The sequence below is a fragment of the Chitinophaga caseinilytica genome, assembly GCF_038396765.1.
Taxonomy (GTDB): domain Bacteria; phylum Bacteroidota; class Bacteroidia; order Chitinophagales; family Chitinophagaceae; genus Chitinophaga; species Chitinophaga caseinilytica.
This window is the reverse complement of sequence record NZ_CP150096.1, coordinates 241,086-255,573: the sequence shown is the minus strand read 5'-3', so window position 1 is coordinate 255,573 and position 14,488 is coordinate 241,086. Positions and strand designations below refer to the sequence as shown.

Here is a 14,488-nt window from a genome sequence, read left to right as displayed (position 1 = left end):
ATGGGCCGTTTTGCTAGGGTTATTCTGGGTCGGGAAGGATTTTTTCCTGCTGGCAAAACTCGCGGGGGGAGATGCCGGTGGCTTTTTTGAAGTTCCGGTTGAAGGAGGTTTTGGAATTGAACCCGGCTTCGTAGGCGATCGACAGCAACGTGAGACGGCTGTTTTCGGGCAGAACGGCGAGCCGTTTGAATTCCCGGACGCGGAGGTCGTTGATGTAGTCGTAAAAATTCCTTTGCTCGAGGGAATTGATGACCTGCGACAGGGCGTTGCTGCTGACGGAAAGTCGGGCGGCGAGGTCGTCCAGGTTCAATTCCGGATCGGTGAAAAGTTTTTCCGACTCCATGAGCCCGGTGAGTTGCTGGTGGATTTTTGACAACATGTCATCTCCCAGGGCCGTTTTCCGGTATTTGGTTTTTTCGGCGCTGTGGTTCGGGGTCTCGGAAGGAAGGATGGTTTCCGGAAGCGGTGTTTCGCGGGTTTGCGGGAGGGCGGGTTCCGGCCGGTTGGTAAATATTCCGACCTGTTTGATCCCGAAATACCCGATGAACAAAACGAAGAGATCTACCAAAATGAAGGTGGAAACATCGCCGCCGAAAATGATGGACAGCCAGATGGCGGCCATGCCCAGGGCCAGGTAGACCAGCCAGTTCAGGTCGATTTTTTCGGAATAGGAGAATTGCTTCGAAATATTGACCCGGTGTTTCCGCAGCATCATGAGCGACAATACCACATAAAGAATTCCCGAAGGCACGATGGGGTAGCGGATGATGGCGGTGATGGTTTCGAATCCCTTTCCATGGTTTTCGTATACCGCGATTTTGTCTGCCATTGGCAGTAAATAAAATTTCGACAGCAGGAGATAGGCGATGGCGGCCGGGAGGAAATGTATGGGCCAGGGGATGCGTTGTTGCGTTTGCCCGGTGAGTAATGCTGTGTACAAATACAGGAATGGGCCATGCACGAGCGGAAGGGGGATCTCGGTGCCGAGGAGGTACGGAAATCCGGTGTAGGCGCCGGAGATGAGGAGGTGATAGCAAAGCAGGTGAAACGAAATCACGACGAGCCAGGCGGCGAGCACGGGATCGGCGGCGGATTTGCCTTTCTTGGCAAAAAGTAGGAATGCAAGAAAGATGGAAATGATGATTCCTGCTATGTGGAGCATCTGCGTTGGAAAATGCGGTTATTATAGATCGCTGATAAAATTATTGAATTAAACTGAAAAAAATTCAATCTGGGATCGCTGGTTAAATTGAATCGAGCCGTGCTGTTCCCCGGTGCTTCACCCCATCATAAGATATGCGCTCTTTATAAATAGCATTAACTATAACGCATGTCGCGGCCCAAAGACGGATTTTGCTTTTTGTGAAATTTAATTTGTAACCTTTGGGGTTACATTGTAACTTTGAAATGATACAGACCATCGCGCACAAGAAGTTGCGGTTGTTGTGGGAAAATAATGATCCTTCAAAACTGCCGCCGGCGCAAGTGGACAAGATCAGACGAGTATTATCGGTTTTGGATACCATCAAGACGCTCGAGCCCTTGCGGCAAATCCCGGGGTATAAGTTGCATAGTTTGTCGGGAGACTTAAAAGGGTTTTGGTCGATAACGATTACCGGAAACTATCGTATCGTATTCAGATTTGAGCATGAAAATATCTATGATGTCGACTATACTGATTATCATTAATGAATCCGCTGATTTATGAAACGTGCAATGAAGCCAAGTCATCCAGGTGCAATATTGCGGGAAGACATCCTGAAAGAAATGAATTTGACGATAACAAAAGCTGCTGAAGGGCTCGAAGTAAGTCGAAAAACATTATCGGAAATAGTAAATGAGAACGCAGCAATTACTGCGGAAATGGCTTTGCGTTTAGAGAAAGGTTTTGGTGTTGATGCGCAGTTTTGGTTGAGCCTGCAAGCGAAATATGATCTTTGGAAAGTACAGCATAGCGGGAAAGTTGCGCATATACATCGAATTAAACCTGGTCGCGCGGTTTAAGCAAGTTACCGTAAGTATGTCTTTCACTTCACCTTCTTCTTCAATTCCTCACGCAATTCCCTGATCACGTCAGCTTTATTCTGCTGGATCTTTTTCCCAAGCTCGCGCCGGGGAGAATTGGCGTTATATTTCGCTCCCCAATCCATGATCTCGATAACGATCGGCAGTAAATCGGCGCCTTTTTGGGTCAGGCTGTAAAGGAACTTCGATTTGTTAGCCGGCGATGTTTCCTTGACGAGGATGTTTTCCTTCTCCAGCACGCCCAGCCGGTTGGCCAGGATGTTGGTGGCTATTTTTTCCTCCGACCCCAGAAATTCACTGTAGGAAACCTTCCCCCGTAACATAATGTCCCTGATAATCAATAAAGACCACTTGTCGCCGAAAATATCCAGCGCACAGCTAATCGGACAGTCAGATCTGCTCTTTTCCATAAAAAAAACGAAAATAGTTATTGCAATTTGCAAGAACTTATTTATTTTAGTTCTTGCAAATCGCAAGTGCAAATTAAACTTAAAACCTGACTATATGGACATTAAAGTGAATTGGCTTGCTGTTGTTTTGGCGACCGTCGCCGGAATGATCTGTGCAAAAACCTGGTATCGGAAAACGGCATTCGGGCCGGTCTGGAGAAAATTGACCGGTATCGGCGAAGCGGCGTCCCAGGCAGCGGGTAAGCGGCCGATCGTCATTACTTTATTTGCTAATTTCATCACCGCAATTGCGCTGGCCATTTTGATACATGCAGGCAGCATCGTTTTCGGAACGAAGAATGCCGGTGTTGCGCTGTTGACCGGGTTCGTGGCATGGCTGGCATTTTCAGCCACCACGCTGGCTACGCATAATGCGTTCGAGCTGAAACCTGCCAAGCTGACCTGGATAAATAATGGGTATCAGCTCGTGCTGATGTTAAGCATGTCGCTCGTTATCGGGTTGATGGGATAGGCAAATAAAACGAATCACCATGGCGTATGATCTCAGCCTGGCAGACCGTGTCAGGGAATACTTGTATGATAAAAAGGTGTTGGAATTGACGGAGAAGCCGATGTTTGGCGGTTTGGCTTTTATGGTCGGGGATAAAATGTGCGTCAATGTGTCGAAAGACAGGCTCATGTGCCGGTTCGATCCTGATCAAACGGAGGCGTTATCGGAAAGGACGGGATTTCTTCCCATGATCATGAAGGGGAAGGAGTTACCGGGCTATTGCTATGTAGCACCGGAAGGGTATAAAAGCAGGAAGGATTTCGTGTTCTGGATTGAATTGTGCCTGGCATATAACGATCAGGCTAAATCGTCGAAGCGGGTAGGGCCGTCGAAAAAGAAATAGGCGATATTTGAAGGACCGCTTAAAAATCGATCACTTTCCAGAAGGATTTTTTGGGCTGAAGGTTTGCATCGAACAGTAACGGATAGTTTTTCCGGCCCCTCACGGGAAAATTATCCAGCCAGCTAAAGCGGTCTGAAACATTCCAGAAAGTAATGCCGGTAATTTTGTCGCGGTATTTCCTGAACGTCTCGAAAAGCATGGCGTATTGCTGTTGCTGCAGCTGGTCTTGTTCAGCCGTAAAACTGCGTTGTTCCGGCATGTTATTGTTGGTGTAAACGGATACGTCCAGCTCCGTAACCTGCATTTTAATCCCCAGCGATGCATATTTCTCGATGGCAGCCACCAGTAATTCCTTTGTTGGGTCGTTGATGGACCAATGGCCTTGCAAACCAACCGCATGCACCGGTACGTTTGCATCGAGCAGGGTTTTTAGTAAGCGGTAGACCTTGTCCCTTTTTCCCGGAAATTCTGTGCCATAATCATTATAGAACAAAACGGCGTCCGGGTCGGCTTCGTGCGCGTACCGGAATGCCGCTGCAATAAAATCTTCCCCGCAGATCTGGTACCATAGCGAATTGCGGAGAAATTCACCGGGCTGGTCCGAGATGGCTTCATTGACGACATCCCAGGCATAGATTTTCCCTTTGTAACGGCCTACCACATCGTAGATGTGTTTGCGCAGTCTGTCGAGCAGCACGTCTTTGCTCACCAGTTTGCCGTTTGCGTCGTAAAACATCCATTTGGGTGCCTGGTTGTGCCAGCAGAGGGTGTGGCCCCTTACTTTCAGTCCGTTTTCCGTGGCAAATTGAACGATGGCATCGGCGCCGCCCCAGTTGTAGCGGTTTTCTTCCGGGTGGATGGGCTCCATTTTCATCACGTTCTCCGCGGTAAGGCTATTGAAATGCCTGACGATGAAAGCGCTGGTGGCGGAATCCTGCAAATGGCGGGGCGTGATGGCTACGCCGATGGGGAAGTAGTTGGCGTAAAAGTCTTTCAAACCTTTATCGGTGTGCTGACCATAAGAGGCGGCAGTGGAAAACAGGAGTATAACTGAAAGCAACAGGCGGGACGATATTATCATAATCCCTAAAATACAAATCTGGTTGGCTATTCGCAATGTGTTTGTTACTATTTGTCCGTTGTGACCTATTCGTACGTATATTTTACAAATTCTTCTTCCGTTGGAAAATGTGCGAGCATGGATTTTTTGAGGACCCCTCACCCTTTTTTCTAATAACACGAGTTTAACTGTTTCATGCAGGAAAATTTGATAATTAGCGATTGTTAACCTCCCGAAAAATTCACTTTAGATGATTACAAATCTTCAACTGCTAGCTGGAAAAATACATGAAACGAATACTTACTTTCTCAATAAAGTATATAAGCAGGTAAATGCCGCGTATACTATAAGGAATTGGATAATAGGCTACTATATAGTTGAGTATGAGCAGGATGGAGAGGATAGGGCAGCATATGGCCAACATTTATTTGAGCGGTTGTCTCAAAATTTAAAGGTAGCCGGCATTAAAGGAATGTCTGCAACTAACCTGAGATTGTTCAGACAGTTCTATTTGCTTTATCCACAGATTCATCAGACAGTGTCTGTTGAATTTGAAAATATTGGATGTCAAATAGTTGTAGATTCTCCGGCATGCAAGCCACCAGCAATTTGCCATCCCGCAGGGGACTTATTGGATCGGCTATCCTTTTCTCATTTTATTGAATTGTTTAAGGCCAATTCTGATGCCAGTCGTTTCTTTTACGAAGCCGAAATTCTTAGGAACAGCTGGTCTGTACGAGCATTACAACGTGCAATGAGCAGCCTTTTATTCGAAAGAACAGGTTTGAGCGATCATAGGGAGATTCGTTGCGAACGGACAAGTGTTGATGCGCTGGTGCCGGAACAGTTTTTTCGGGATCCCTATCTGCTTGAGTTTCTTCAGTTAGAAGATAAAGCGCAATATACCGAATGTGATCTGGAGGCAGCAATTATTGATCATTTGCAATCATTTCTATTAGAACTTGGAAAGGGCTTTTGTTTTGAAGCAAGGCAAAAACGCATCACTTTTGATAATACGCACTATCGAATAGACCTCGTTTTTTATCATCGTATCCTGAAATGTCATGTGTTGGTAGATTTGAAGCTGGGCGATTTTTCACATGCTGATGCAGGCCAGATGAACGTGTATCTAAATTATTACAGAGAGAACGAGTCCGTTTCCGGAGATAATCCGCCTATTGGTATCATACTTTGTTCTGGAAAGAATGAAGCATTGGTAAGGTATGCGACAGCGGGTTTGACACACAAATTATTCGTGTCAAAGTATCTTATCAATCTACCGAGTGAAGTTGAACTTGAAAGGATTTTGAAGGAGGAGAGAGGAAAGGTGCAAAAAATAAAAGAGACGGCTGATTAGACCATCTCTTTTGTTCGTACCGCGTACGGGAGTCGAACCCGTCATTCCTCCGTGAAAGGGAGGCGTCTTAGCCGATTGACCAACGCGGCATTTCCCGTTTGGGATTGCAAAGGTAGGGGATTCCGTTACAATTCCAAAAAATATCTGAAAAAATATCCGGTCAGCTTTTCCGGTGCTTCGCTCCCCAGGCGGAAATCTCCCGCAACATCGGCTGGGTAGACCGGCCGAAGTCCGTCAACGCATACTCCACACGCGGCGGCACTTCCGGGAATACGGTACGCGCTACCAGTCCATCGGCCTCCAGTTCGCGGAGCTGCGCCACGAGCATCCTTTCCGAAACACCGGGAATGTCTTTCCGCAATTCGCTGTACCGCTTGCAGCCGTCGGTAAGACTGAAAAGGATCGATGCTTTCCAGCGGCCGCCGATGACGGACAGGGCGTGAGACATGCCGCAGAGCAGATGGAGCCGGGTTTCGTTGATGCTATTCGTAGAGTTGGCTTTACGCATACTTACTTTAATGTTAGTACTTGACAATCGCGTCAGTACCTGCAAAGGTAAAGTGTTTGAAATAGTTTTGCTGTATGAAAAATCTACATCAGCAATCAGCATTCGTAACCGGCGGCAGCCGGGGCATTGGCGCGGCCATCGTGAAAAAGCTCGCGCAGGAAGGCGCCAATGTGGCGTTTACGTATCAATCATCCAAAGAAAAAGCGGAAATATTGGTAGCGGAAGTGAAAGCCCTCGGCGTGGAAGCTCTCGCCATTGCGGCCGACAGCAAAGACCCGCATGCCGTGGAAGCGGCGGTGAACCAGGCGGCGGCACATTTCGGCCGGCTCGATGTGCTCGTCAACAATGCGGGCATCGGCAACATCAAACCCCTGGAAGAATGCTCCCTCGAAGATTTCGACGAAACCATGGCGGTGAACGTCCGCGCCGTATTCGCCGCATCCCGCGTAGCGGTGCAGCACATGCAGCACGGTGGGCGCATCGTCAATATCGGCACCTGCCTGGTAGACCGGATCACCTTCGGCGGATGCGCGCTGTATTCCACGAGCAAAGCCGCCATCACTGGGCTCACCAAGGCTTTGGCGCGGGAACTGGGCCCGAAGAAGATCAATGTGAACATCGTCCATCCCGGCCCCATCGATACGGATATGAACCCGGCCGACGGCCCGGGGTCCGATTATCAGCGTTCTATCACGGCGCTCGGGACTTACGGAAAACCGGAAGATATCGCTGCGATGGTGGCTTTCCTCGCCGGGCCAGACAGTCGATTTATTACCGGTGCCGGATTTACGGTAGACGGCGGAACGAACATTTAACCTTTCTTCCCCAGCTTTAACAGCATGAAAAAACCGCCCCAGTTGGAGCGGTTTTTCTTGTTTGCCTCGGTTTAGGAGGACGCTATCAATTTATCTACACATGTTTTCTGCTGGCTGGATCAAAAAACCGCTCTTACGGGAGCGGTTTTTTGAAAGTCTAAGCTCCTTTTGGAGGACGCTATCATTTATCTACACAACTATTTTGAGTCTTTTTTATTTGCAGTGAAGCAAACCGTTTTTCCAGTAAAACTCCACTTCGTTTTGCGCGTTCATGTTATCAACAAATTCGGAAAGCGTTTGGTTGCGATAAATCCTTCCATTTAATAATTTTTTTCCGCTTCCCGCGAATCGATGTATAACGTGGTATTGAACCACCGGGCGATGACATCTCTTACATCTGCGGCGGGCAAATCCCTGAAAAACTGTTCCCCTTTCAGCCAGGAAAGGCTGTACTGGTCCTGCATCCGTGCGGCGGTGAGCGTTTTCCCGGTGGCGGCGGTGGCTTCTTCTCCGGCGGAGACAGGTACCTTTACGCCTCCGGCTTCCATTTCCATCATGCCGTTCACGATCTGGGCAGATACGTTTGTTGGCGTATATGCGTTGATGTTACATATGCCTGCTTTCGTCCGGATGTCTGCCTGGCCGGCGTGGACGACGAATGGCCGGTTACCGGCGGGCGCGATGCGGAAGTAACCTTCGCCTTCCAGGTACACTTCACGGATGCCGGAGCCGAAGTGGAAGGGGAACTGGATCTTCGATGCGCTGTTCAGGACTATTGCTGTACCGTCTTCCAGCTGGAGGCGGGTTTCCTGGCCGGGGGGAACGTTGAGGCTGTTCCATCCCGGGGCGCCCGTGGTGCCGCTTTCGAAGTGCAGTGTGCCGTTTTCGAAAACGATGCCGGTGGATTGCACGCGGTAGCGTTGCTGGCCGCCATCCCGGAAAGCGAGCGTTTCACCGTTCGCGAACTGCAGGGTGATTTCCTGTATTTCAGCAGGGATCACGGCCTGGGGAGGTTCGGGTGCAGGATCGCGCGGCCAGATGAGCAGGGCGGTGATGGCGGCCCCTGCCGTAAGCCCGGCGCCGATCCACCAGTTCCATATCCGCTGCATGCGGCGGCGGCGATGCCGTTGCAACACGGCGAAATAATCCGCTTCCAATTCCTTCGCCGGAAAAACCGACTGCCCGCCATACCGTTCCGGGTCCCGCATCTCGCTCCTGATGGCGCGCGCCTTTGCGCTGGTAGCCAGTAAATCATCCAACGCTTGCTGCTCTTCGGGAGTAATCGTTCCGAATAACTCTTTGTTGAGCAGGATGCGTATGTGATTTTCATTTTCCATCCGAATATATAGATACAGTTTTGAGGTATGTGGGGTGAACGTCGGAAAGAAAAAACCGGAATATTTTTTTCGTTTGTTAATGGATGGAAATTTTACACCGCAAACAGGCCGCGGAAGCGCGGGGATTTGTTAACAGGGCATGTTTCCGGCCATCAAAATCTACAGTTGTTAATTCACCCTTTCGGGAACATCGGCCATCTTTAATTACATATTGTATTAGCCTGAGAGAACCCCATCGCAGCCAATTAAAGTTATCAATCATGGACAGCGTAAATCAGTTAGTATATGCCCGGTTGATGCCGGCGCAACTATCTTCCCATCCCGCAGACGTACCGGGCCTGCTCGCGGCGCTTCGCGCGGCGAAGCTCCGGATGACGGCGCAAATGCTGGAGATCGAAAGCCAGCCCGATTCCGCGGAATCCGCACAGGCGGTCCGCAGGTACCAGCTGCAATTCGTCGCCATCACGGATGTGCTCCATCTATTCGAGCTACAGGCCGGCCCCGCGCTGCAGGCGTTTTACCGGGAAGCGACCACGCTCTTCATGGAACTCATCATGGCCCTCGAGCAATATTTCCCCGAACATCTCGCCAAAGATCTCTTCCTCCCCGGGCCCTACGCCCAACACATCCTCGCCATGCAGGAATCCCGCATGCGGGAAACGGAAGCGGAACTGCTGGACCGTGGCGCCGATCCGCGGCTCATGGAGATCATCTTCGCGCCCTTGCGCCGCGATGGCGCACAACCCACCTTCGGCACCGCACAATACTTCCGCCGCCTCATGCGCGACCTCCGCGAGCCCGACCATCATTACTACATGGACCCCGAAGAACGAACGCTGTTCATCCTCTTCGCCCATAACTTCAACTGCCCCGAACTGCTCCGCCATGCCGCCGCAGTGCTCCGCAGAAGAGCCGTTGGCCTCCGCACCCTGCAGGAAAAAAAGGCCTCCTGTCCTGGTACGAAAAGGAATTACGCTACCTGCCCTCCAACGAGTATGCGCTGTACCCCGGCAAAGGCTCCATCCGGGATCAGCTCCTGCAGTGGATCAAGGAAGAAAAACATTTCATGCATAATCTTTTTACCACCTGGAACTCTTAATGTTCGTGCGTTCGCCCCGGTTAACCCCTCAGCCGGCAGACATGAGAAAATATTTCCCACCTGTGAAAGCGGTCCGCATTGTTTCACCATTTTCGTGTCGCAATGATCCGAATCGCTCACCGGTCCAATCAGTCTCACAAATATGTTTGTGTAATCGCGCGCCGGCCGTTCGATATTCCAGCTTCACCTTTTTTTAGTAAGCCAATGACTTTGCTCAACCACATCGTAACCGTGCAACTTTGCCCACAGGCGCTCACCGAAATGATCGGGGAAGTCCCGCAATGCCTGGAGCAGTTGCAATCCGAGAAAAACCGCGTCACCGCGCTGCTCCTCCGCCTGTCTGACCTCCCCGCCGGCAATTCCCGGCGCATGGCCGCCGTCAGGTATTGGCAGCGCACCATCGCCCGCCTGCTCGATGTTTTGCGGAGTTATGAAGACACGCCCGGCACGCAGGGCTTCACCCGGCATTACGCCGCCGCCACGCAGCAGTTGCTCCAGGTCATGACCGGCCTCGAACAGCATTTCCGCGATGATCTCGCGCCCGATCTCCTCCTTCCTCACGCCTACGCCCGGTCTGCCCGTTCCATTCTGCTCCCGCGAATGTTGCAGGCCGAACGGGGGATGGGGCGCCTCAACATCGATGCGCCCTTCCGCCGCCTCATGCTCGAGCCGGTCTGGAATTTCCTCGAACGCCCGGAAGAACGCATCACCTTCGGCGAAATTTTCTTCCTCCGCGACCTCCTCACCCGGCTCCTCTTTTTCACCTACCCGGGCAGCACCACGGCAGACAGGGCGATGATTGACGTGCACCACCTGTTGGTAGACCTCAACTTCAATGCCGCAGGCTATTTCGTGTTCTGCGTGGAATCCGTGCGCCGGGAGATGTTAAAGTACCGCAGCTTCCGCGAACGGATGCGCGTGCTCGCCTGGTGCCTCCGCGAAGTGAAGCGCATTCCGCCGGCCGACAGGCAAAAAGGCCTCCGCCCGGGATCTTTCCCCATCCGCGACCAGCTGATCGTTTGGCTCGAAGAAGAGCGCATCTTCATCCGCCACCTCATGGCGCCGGTTGCGCGCAACGCCGACGGCGCGCCGTGGACCACCCGCCTCACCGTGCCCCAGGCCGCGCTCATGGCCCGGGTATACCTGGAAGAAGGCCTGGTGAAAACCGCGTCGCTGCAACAGGTGTTCGTTTCCCTGGCCGACATGCTGCATCTCCGCAAAGCCGATACCATAGCGGAAGACGCGTTTCGCGTGAAGTACCAGAACCCGAGCCTGTCCACCGTCACCGCCTGCAAACAATGGATCGGGAAAATCCTCGACAGGCTCAACGATTATGAATCGCAGATGCGTACCAGCGCCGATCACTAACCCATTACTTATCCGGAAAACAACATGCATATGAAAACCGATTTCAGGCAAATCCTGTCAAAATTGGAAGGAGATCTCATGGCTATGGAAGCCCAAGTTCCCAATCTCCTCGAGCGTTTCAAAACCGGCGCGCAATTGGCCGACGATTCCGTAACCCAGCTCAAACACCTCGTGCCGCAGCATTTCGACAGCACTATCGATGAAATATTTTTCTTCAAACACATCCAGCCGCATATCCTCGCCAAAAAAATCTATTACGCACAACTCTTCCGGATCGAGGCCGACAGGCCCAAGACCATCCGCGACGATTACCACAAGTTCCTCGACCAGGAACTGCAGCGCATCACGATGTTTTTTGAAGTCCATAACGCGCTGTTCCTCTATTTCCGCGGCGGCGCCACGGAGCGGGACGAACAATATTTCCTGCGCAACAGCACCTACAACAACGAATATCCCGTTGACCTCGACGGTATGCTGGACACGCGTTTCTGCACCGTCACCTCTTTCAAGCTGGCGGAGCTGATCGCGCTGGAAGGGGTCAGCAAATACCTGATCACGCGGTTGGAAAACCTCTACGCCCTGCCCCGGAACCTCCAGTACAAGCCACGGCTGCGGTGGACGGAATCCAAAACCGACCTCGTGGAACTGGGGTACGCCCTTCACCTCAACGGCAGTTTCAATAACGGCGAAGCCGATATCAAACAGGTGTTTGAATGGCTGGAAAACTCGCTGGACGTGGATTTCGGGAATGTGTACAGCAATTTCCGCGACATCCGCATGCGCAAAAAGGAGATGGCGTCTTTCCTCACGCGGTTGAAAGACGGGTTGTTGAAACGGATCGAGGAGATGGACTGAATCAGGTCAGTTCGGCGATCATGCGCAGGGCTTCCGGCAGTTCGGGCGCGTCGTACGCGCCGCCGAGGGCCACGCGGATATATTGATCGTCGGCCGTCAGCGAAAACATTTTTCCGTTGCTGACGTCTACCTGCCGTGAAAGGAGGAAAGCGGTCACTTTTTCCGGCTCGCGGCAGGGGATCCAGTAATGGAAACTGTTCGGGTGGCTGAGATATTCCTTCCCGCGGAAATAACTTTCCATGAGCACACGCCCGGCCGTGGCGGCTTCGCGCTTCAGGTCGGCGAGTTTGCCGAGCCATCCGCCGGCCATGACCTGCACGCCGAACTGGTTGAAAAGGGTGGAAGTGCCGCTGCTGGTCATTTTGACGAAATTCGACGCGCCTTTCAGCAATTCCGCCGGATGCACCACATAGCCCGACCGCAACATGGGGTTGAACGGCTTCGACAGGCTGAATACATGCATCGTCACGTCTGGCGCCAGTTCCAGGAACGACGGCGGCGGATCGGCATGGAGGAAACGATAGGCGTCGTCTTCCACGATATACGTTCCCGGAAAACTGCGCACCACTTCCGCGATAGCCATTCTCCGTTCCAGGCTCATGACGGCGTTCGTGGGATTATGCAGCGTGGGTTGGAGGTAGATAAGTTTACAGTCGTTTTTTTCGAGGCATTCCGCCAGTTTTTCCGGCAGCATGCCTTCCCCGTCGGATTCCACCACATGCAGGTTAAAACCCGCGTCTGACGCGATCATGCGCCAGCCCGGGAAAGTAAACGGCTCGATGGCCACTCCGGCCGTCTGTGGGCGGTGGTATTTTGCGATGGTGAAAAGCCCGCTGTTGGCGCTGGGCACGGGCGTAACGGCCACGGCGGCTGGATCGAAGCGGAGATGGCTCCCTAAAACTGACAGGGCATATTCGTTGAGGGGATCGTAGGGCGGATGAAGGAGGTCGAACTGGTCGCGCTCGTTGAGCCGGCTGGTAAATTCCCGGAAAATCTCCATTTCTTTCGGTACCGATGGGTAATTGAGGCTAAGGTTCAGCATGATTTTCGCGTTTGGAGGAGAAAGGTAGTAAATATGTTCGTTCGGAATTGATGATTATCTTTAAAACTTCAACCAATATTCCACCAACGACCATGTTCAGAACGCTCCTTTTCATTACGACCTTTGCCATCAGCCTTTTTGCACAGGCGCAGGAATGCCCGGTTATTCCCAGGCCGCAACAGGCCGACAAGCTGAAAGGCCAGTTTACGATAAGCGCCAACACGGAAATTTTTGTGATCGATCCCTGGCAGAATGCCGTGGGAGACCTCCTGCAGCAGGAGCTCCTGAAACATACCGGCGTGAAAGTGAAAATCGCGCATTCCGTTAACCGGGAAAAATATATCAAATCGCTGGCCGGCAACCCGGACGATTCGTTCCCGCCCCTGATCGTTGTCGGCGGTGTCCTGAAACAGGGCGATGCGTATAAGCTGGAAGTCAATCCCCAACACATAAAGATAGAAGCCGGTTCCGACGACGGCTATATTCATGGTGTCATGACATTGGTCCAGCTGGCGCGGGTTTCCGGGAAAAAAGCGGCCGGGATATCCGTCCCCTGCTGGCGGATTCAGGATGCCCCGGCCATGGCCTGGAGGGGTTTCATGCTGGATGAGTCCCGCCACTTTTTCGGGAAGAAAACCGTCAAATTACTCCTGGACGAAATGGCGTTGTATAAGCTCAACCGTTTCCACTGGCACCTGACCGACGAGCCCGGCTGGCGCATCGAGATCAAACAGTATCCGCGGCTCGCGACTGTGGGCGGCATCGGCAACAGAACGGATACCCTGGCGCCGGCGGCCTATTATACGCAGGAAGACGTGAAGGAAATCGTTGCCTACGCGGCGGCGCGGGGCATCACCGTGATCCCCGAGATCGATATGCCCGGCCATGCCACGGCGGCCAACAAGGCATATCCCGAATTCAGCGGCGGCGGCACGGCGAAATATCCCGAATTCACTTTTAATCCCGGGAAAGAGGGGACTTATCAATATTTGACGAACATCCTCCGGGAAGTGAACGGCCTGTTCCCGGCAAAAATGATCCACATCGGCGGCGACGAAGTGAGTTTCGGGTCCGCGAGCTGGAACACCGATCCGCATGTGCAAAGCCTGATGAAGCGCGAGAATATGAAAACGCTGGTGGATGTGGAGCATTACTTCATCCGCCGCATGTCTGACTCGCTCATGGCCATTAAAAGCAAAATGCTGGGTTGGGACGAAGTGACCGCGGCCGACCTTCCGGTGAACGAAACCATCGTATTCTGGTGGCGGCAGGAAAGGCCCGAGCAGTTGAAAAACGCGCTGGATAAGGGGTACAAGGTAGTGATGTGCCCGCGGTTGCCGTTTTATTTCGATTTCGTGCAGGATAGTTCCCATACTGTGGGGCGGCGAATGGGCAAGGAGTTCAACCCGCTTCGCCGGGTGTACGATTTCAACCTGAACGATTATCCGGCCATAACTGCCGCCAACCGTGGGCAGATCATTGGCTACCAGGCCAACCAGTGGACGGAGGTCATCCAATCCGAAGAGCGCCTTTATTTCATGACCTTCCCGCGCTTGCTGGCCATGGCCGAAGCGGCGTGGACGGCTCCGGAGAAAAAGGATTTCGCGGGATTTGAGAAAAGATTGGCGAAATTCATCCCGCTGTTGAAAGAACGGGGGCTGTATGTGATGGAATCGCCGAAGAAAACACCGGAGCCCCTGCGCTAAGGCAACCCGTCAA

16 protein-coding genes and 1 tRNA gene are annotated in these 14,488 nt (G+C 52.2%); 10 read left to right on the top strand and 7 right to left on the bottom strand.

Translation table 11 applies throughout. The annotated features are described in order from the left end of the window. Positions 1-19: 19 nt before the first annotated feature. Entirely contained in the window at positions 20-1,162 is a 1,143-nt protein-coding gene (locus WJU22_RS01070) for a helix-turn-helix domain-containing protein (RefSeq protein ID WP_341841456.1), read from the bottom strand. Positions 1,163-1,407: 245 nt separating this feature from the next. Here WJU22_RS01070 and WJU22_RS27225 point away from each other — a divergent pair, with 245 nt between their 5' ends. Then, on the top strand, positions 1,408-1,689 hold the full coding sequence (locus tag WJU22_RS27225) for a type II toxin-antitoxin system RelE/ParE family toxin (protein WP_423737361.1): 282 nt from the start codon (positions 1,408-1,410) through the stop codon (positions 1,687-1,689). 15 nt (positions 1,690-1,704) lie between these two features. Further along, on the top strand, positions 1,705-2,004 hold the full coding sequence (locus tag WJU22_RS01065) for a HigA family addiction module antitoxin (protein ID WP_341841455.1): 300 nt from the start codon (positions 1,705-1,707) through the stop codon (positions 2,002-2,004). 23 nt (positions 2,005-2,027) lie between these two features. Here the strand turns inward: WJU22_RS01065 and WJU22_RS01060 are convergent, their stop codons facing one another. After that, positions 2,028-2,348, bottom strand: a complete 321-nt coding sequence (locus WJU22_RS01060; RefSeq protein WP_341841454.1) for a helix-turn-helix domain-containing protein — start codon at positions 2,346-2,348, stop codon at positions 2,028-2,030. 181 nt (positions 2,349-2,529) lie between these two features. On the opposite strand from WJU22_RS01060, the gene WJU22_RS01055 reads away from it, so the two are divergent. Together WJU22_RS01055 and WJU22_RS01050 are read left to right on the top strand one after the other, a co-directional pair. Beyond that, positions 2,530-2,946: a DUF1761 domain-containing protein gene (locus tag WJU22_RS01055; protein ID WP_341841453.1), complete on the top strand. Its 417-nt coding sequence runs from the start codon at positions 2,530-2,532 to the stop codon at positions 2,944-2,946. A gap of 19 nt (positions 2,947-2,965) precedes the next feature. Beyond that, positions 2,966-3,328 carry a TfoX/Sxy family protein gene (locus WJU22_RS01050; protein WP_341841452.1) on the top strand — a complete coding sequence of 121 codons (363 nt, stop codon included), beginning with the start codon at positions 2,966-2,968 and terminating at the stop codon, positions 3,326-3,328. Between the two features lie 19 nt (positions 3,329-3,347). On the opposite strand, the gene WJU22_RS01045 is transcribed toward WJU22_RS01050, so the two are convergent. Further along, entirely contained in the window at positions 3,348-4,388 is a 1,041-nt protein-coding gene (locus tag WJU22_RS01045; RefSeq protein ID WP_341841451.1) for an endo-1,4-beta-xylanase, read from the bottom strand. A gap of 250 nt (positions 4,389-4,638) precedes the next feature. On the opposite strand from WJU22_RS01045, the gene WJU22_RS01040 reads away from it, so the two are divergent. Next, complete coding sequence (locus WJU22_RS01040) at positions 4,639-5,745, top strand: PDDEXK nuclease domain-containing protein (protein ID WP_341841450.1); 1,107 nt, start codon at positions 4,639-4,641, stop codon at positions 5,743-5,745. Between the two features lie 17 nt (positions 5,746-5,762). Here the strand turns inward: WJU22_RS01040 and WJU22_RS01035 are convergent. Beyond that, positions 5,763-5,834, bottom strand: a tRNA-Glu gene (locus tag WJU22_RS01035). A 71-nt stretch (positions 5,835-5,905) separates the two neighbouring features. Beyond that, a complete protein-coding gene (locus WJU22_RS01030) occupies positions 5,906-6,253 on the bottom strand; it encodes a winged helix-turn-helix transcriptional regulator (RefSeq protein ID WP_341841449.1) in 348 nt (115 codons plus the stop codon). Between the two features lie 74 nt (positions 6,254-6,327). On the opposite strand from WJU22_RS01030, the gene WJU22_RS01025 reads away from it, so the two are divergent. Next, the gene (locus WJU22_RS01025; RefSeq protein WP_341841448.1) at positions 6,328-7,068 is read left to right on the top strand and encodes a 3-oxoacyl-ACP reductase family protein; all 741 of its coding nucleotides are present in this window, start codon (positions 6,328-6,330) and stop codon (positions 7,066-7,068) included. 320 nt (positions 7,069-7,388) lie between these two features. Here WJU22_RS01025 and WJU22_RS01020 read toward each other — a convergent pair whose 3' ends face one another. Next, positions 7,389-8,405, bottom strand: a complete 1,017-nt coding sequence (locus WJU22_RS01020; RefSeq protein ID WP_341841447.1) for a FecR family protein — start codon at positions 8,403-8,405, stop codon at positions 7,389-7,391. A 260-nt stretch (positions 8,406-8,665) separates the two neighbouring features. On the opposite strand from WJU22_RS01020, the gene WJU22_RS01015 reads away from it, so the two are divergent. The 3 genes from WJU22_RS01015 (at position 8,666) to WJU22_RS01005 (ending at position 11,727) form a co-directional block, all read left to right on the top strand. After that, positions 8,666-9,610 carry a hypothetical protein gene (locus WJU22_RS01015; RefSeq protein WP_341841446.1) on the top strand — a complete coding sequence of 315 codons (945 nt, stop codon included), beginning with the start codon at positions 8,666-8,668 and terminating at the stop codon, positions 9,608-9,610. 98 nt (positions 9,611-9,708) lie between these two features. Next, positions 9,709-10,872 (top strand): hypothetical protein, encoded by a 1,164-nt coding sequence (locus WJU22_RS01010; RefSeq protein ID WP_341841445.1) that lies wholly within the window; start codon positions 9,709-9,711, stop codon positions 10,870-10,872. 84 nt (positions 10,873-10,956) lie between these two features. Continuing rightward, a complete protein-coding gene (locus WJU22_RS01005) occupies positions 10,957-11,727 on the top strand; it encodes an RteC domain-containing protein (RefSeq protein WP_341841444.1) in 771 nt (256 codons plus the stop codon). A gap of 1 nt (position 11,728) precedes the next feature. Here the strand turns inward: WJU22_RS01005 and WJU22_RS01000 are convergent, their stop codons facing one another. Then, entirely contained in the window at positions 11,729-12,769 is a 1,041-nt protein-coding gene (locus WJU22_RS01000) for an aminotransferase class I/II-fold pyridoxal phosphate-dependent enzyme (protein WP_341841443.1), read from the bottom strand. Positions 12,770-12,861: 92 nt separating this feature from the next. Between WJU22_RS01000 and WJU22_RS00995 the strand changes: the two genes are divergently transcribed. After that, positions 12,862-14,475 carry a beta-N-acetylhexosaminidase gene (locus tag WJU22_RS00995; RefSeq protein WP_341841442.1) on the top strand — a complete coding sequence of 538 codons (1,614 nt, stop codon included), beginning with the start codon at positions 12,862-12,864 and terminating at the stop codon, positions 14,473-14,475. The last annotated feature ends 13 nt before the right edge of the window (positions 14,476-14,488 follow it).

Bases quoted from the DNA above. Each gene is read 5' to 3' on its own strand.
- WJU22_RS01025 (WP_341841448.1), top strand. From the start codon at position 6,328: ATGAAAAATCTACATCAGCAATCAGCATTCGTAACCGGCGGCAGCCGG.
- WJU22_RS01010 (WP_341841445.1), top strand. From the start codon at position 9,709: ATGACTTTGCTCAACCACATCGTAACCGTGCAACTTTGCCCACAGGCG.
- WJU22_RS01065 (WP_341841455.1), top strand. From the start codon at position 1,705: ATGAAACGTGCAATGAAGCCAAGTCATCCAGGTGCAATATTGCGGGAA.
- WJU22_RS00995 (WP_341841442.1), top strand. From the start codon at position 12,862: ATGTTCAGAACGCTCCTTTTCATTACGACCTTTGCCATCAGCCTTTTT.
- WJU22_RS01030 (WP_341841449.1), bottom strand. From the start codon at position 6,253: ATGCGTAAAGCCAACTCTACGAATAGCATCAACGAAACCCGGCTCCAT.
- WJU22_RS01000 (WP_341841443.1), bottom strand. From the start codon at position 12,769: ATGCTGAACCTTAGCCTCAATTACCCATCGGTACCGAAAGAAATGGAG.
- WJU22_RS01040 (WP_341841450.1), top strand. From the start codon at position 4,639: ATGATTACAAATCTTCAACTGCTAGCTGGAAAAATACATGAAACGAAT.
- WJU22_RS01055 (WP_341841453.1), top strand. From the start codon at position 2,530: ATGGACATTAAAGTGAATTGGCTTGCTGTTGTTTTGGCGACCGTCGCC.
- WJU22_RS01060 (WP_341841454.1), bottom strand. From the start codon at position 2,348: ATGTTACGGGGGAAGGTTTCCTACAGTGAATTTCTGGGGTCGGAGGAA.
- WJU22_RS01020 (WP_341841447.1), bottom strand. From the start codon at position 8,405: ATGGAAAATGAAAATCACATACGCATCCTGCTCAACAAAGAGTTATTC.
- WJU22_RS27225 (WP_423737361.1), top strand. From the start codon at position 1,408: ATGATACAGACCATCGCGCACAAGAAGTTGCGGTTGTTGTGGGAAAAT.
- WJU22_RS01070 (WP_341841456.1), bottom strand. From the start codon at position 1,162: ATGCTCCACATAGCAGGAATCATCATTTCCATCTTTCTTGCATTCCTA.
- WJU22_RS01015 (WP_341841446.1), top strand. From the start codon at position 8,666: ATGGACAGCGTAAATCAGTTAGTATATGCCCGGTTGATGCCGGCGCAA.
- WJU22_RS01050 (WP_341841452.1), top strand. From the start codon at position 2,966: ATGGCGTATGATCTCAGCCTGGCAGACCGTGTCAGGGAATACTTGTAT.
- WJU22_RS01005 (WP_341841444.1), top strand. From the start codon at position 10,957: ATGGAAGCCCAAGTTCCCAATCTCCTCGAGCGTTTCAAAACCGGCGCG.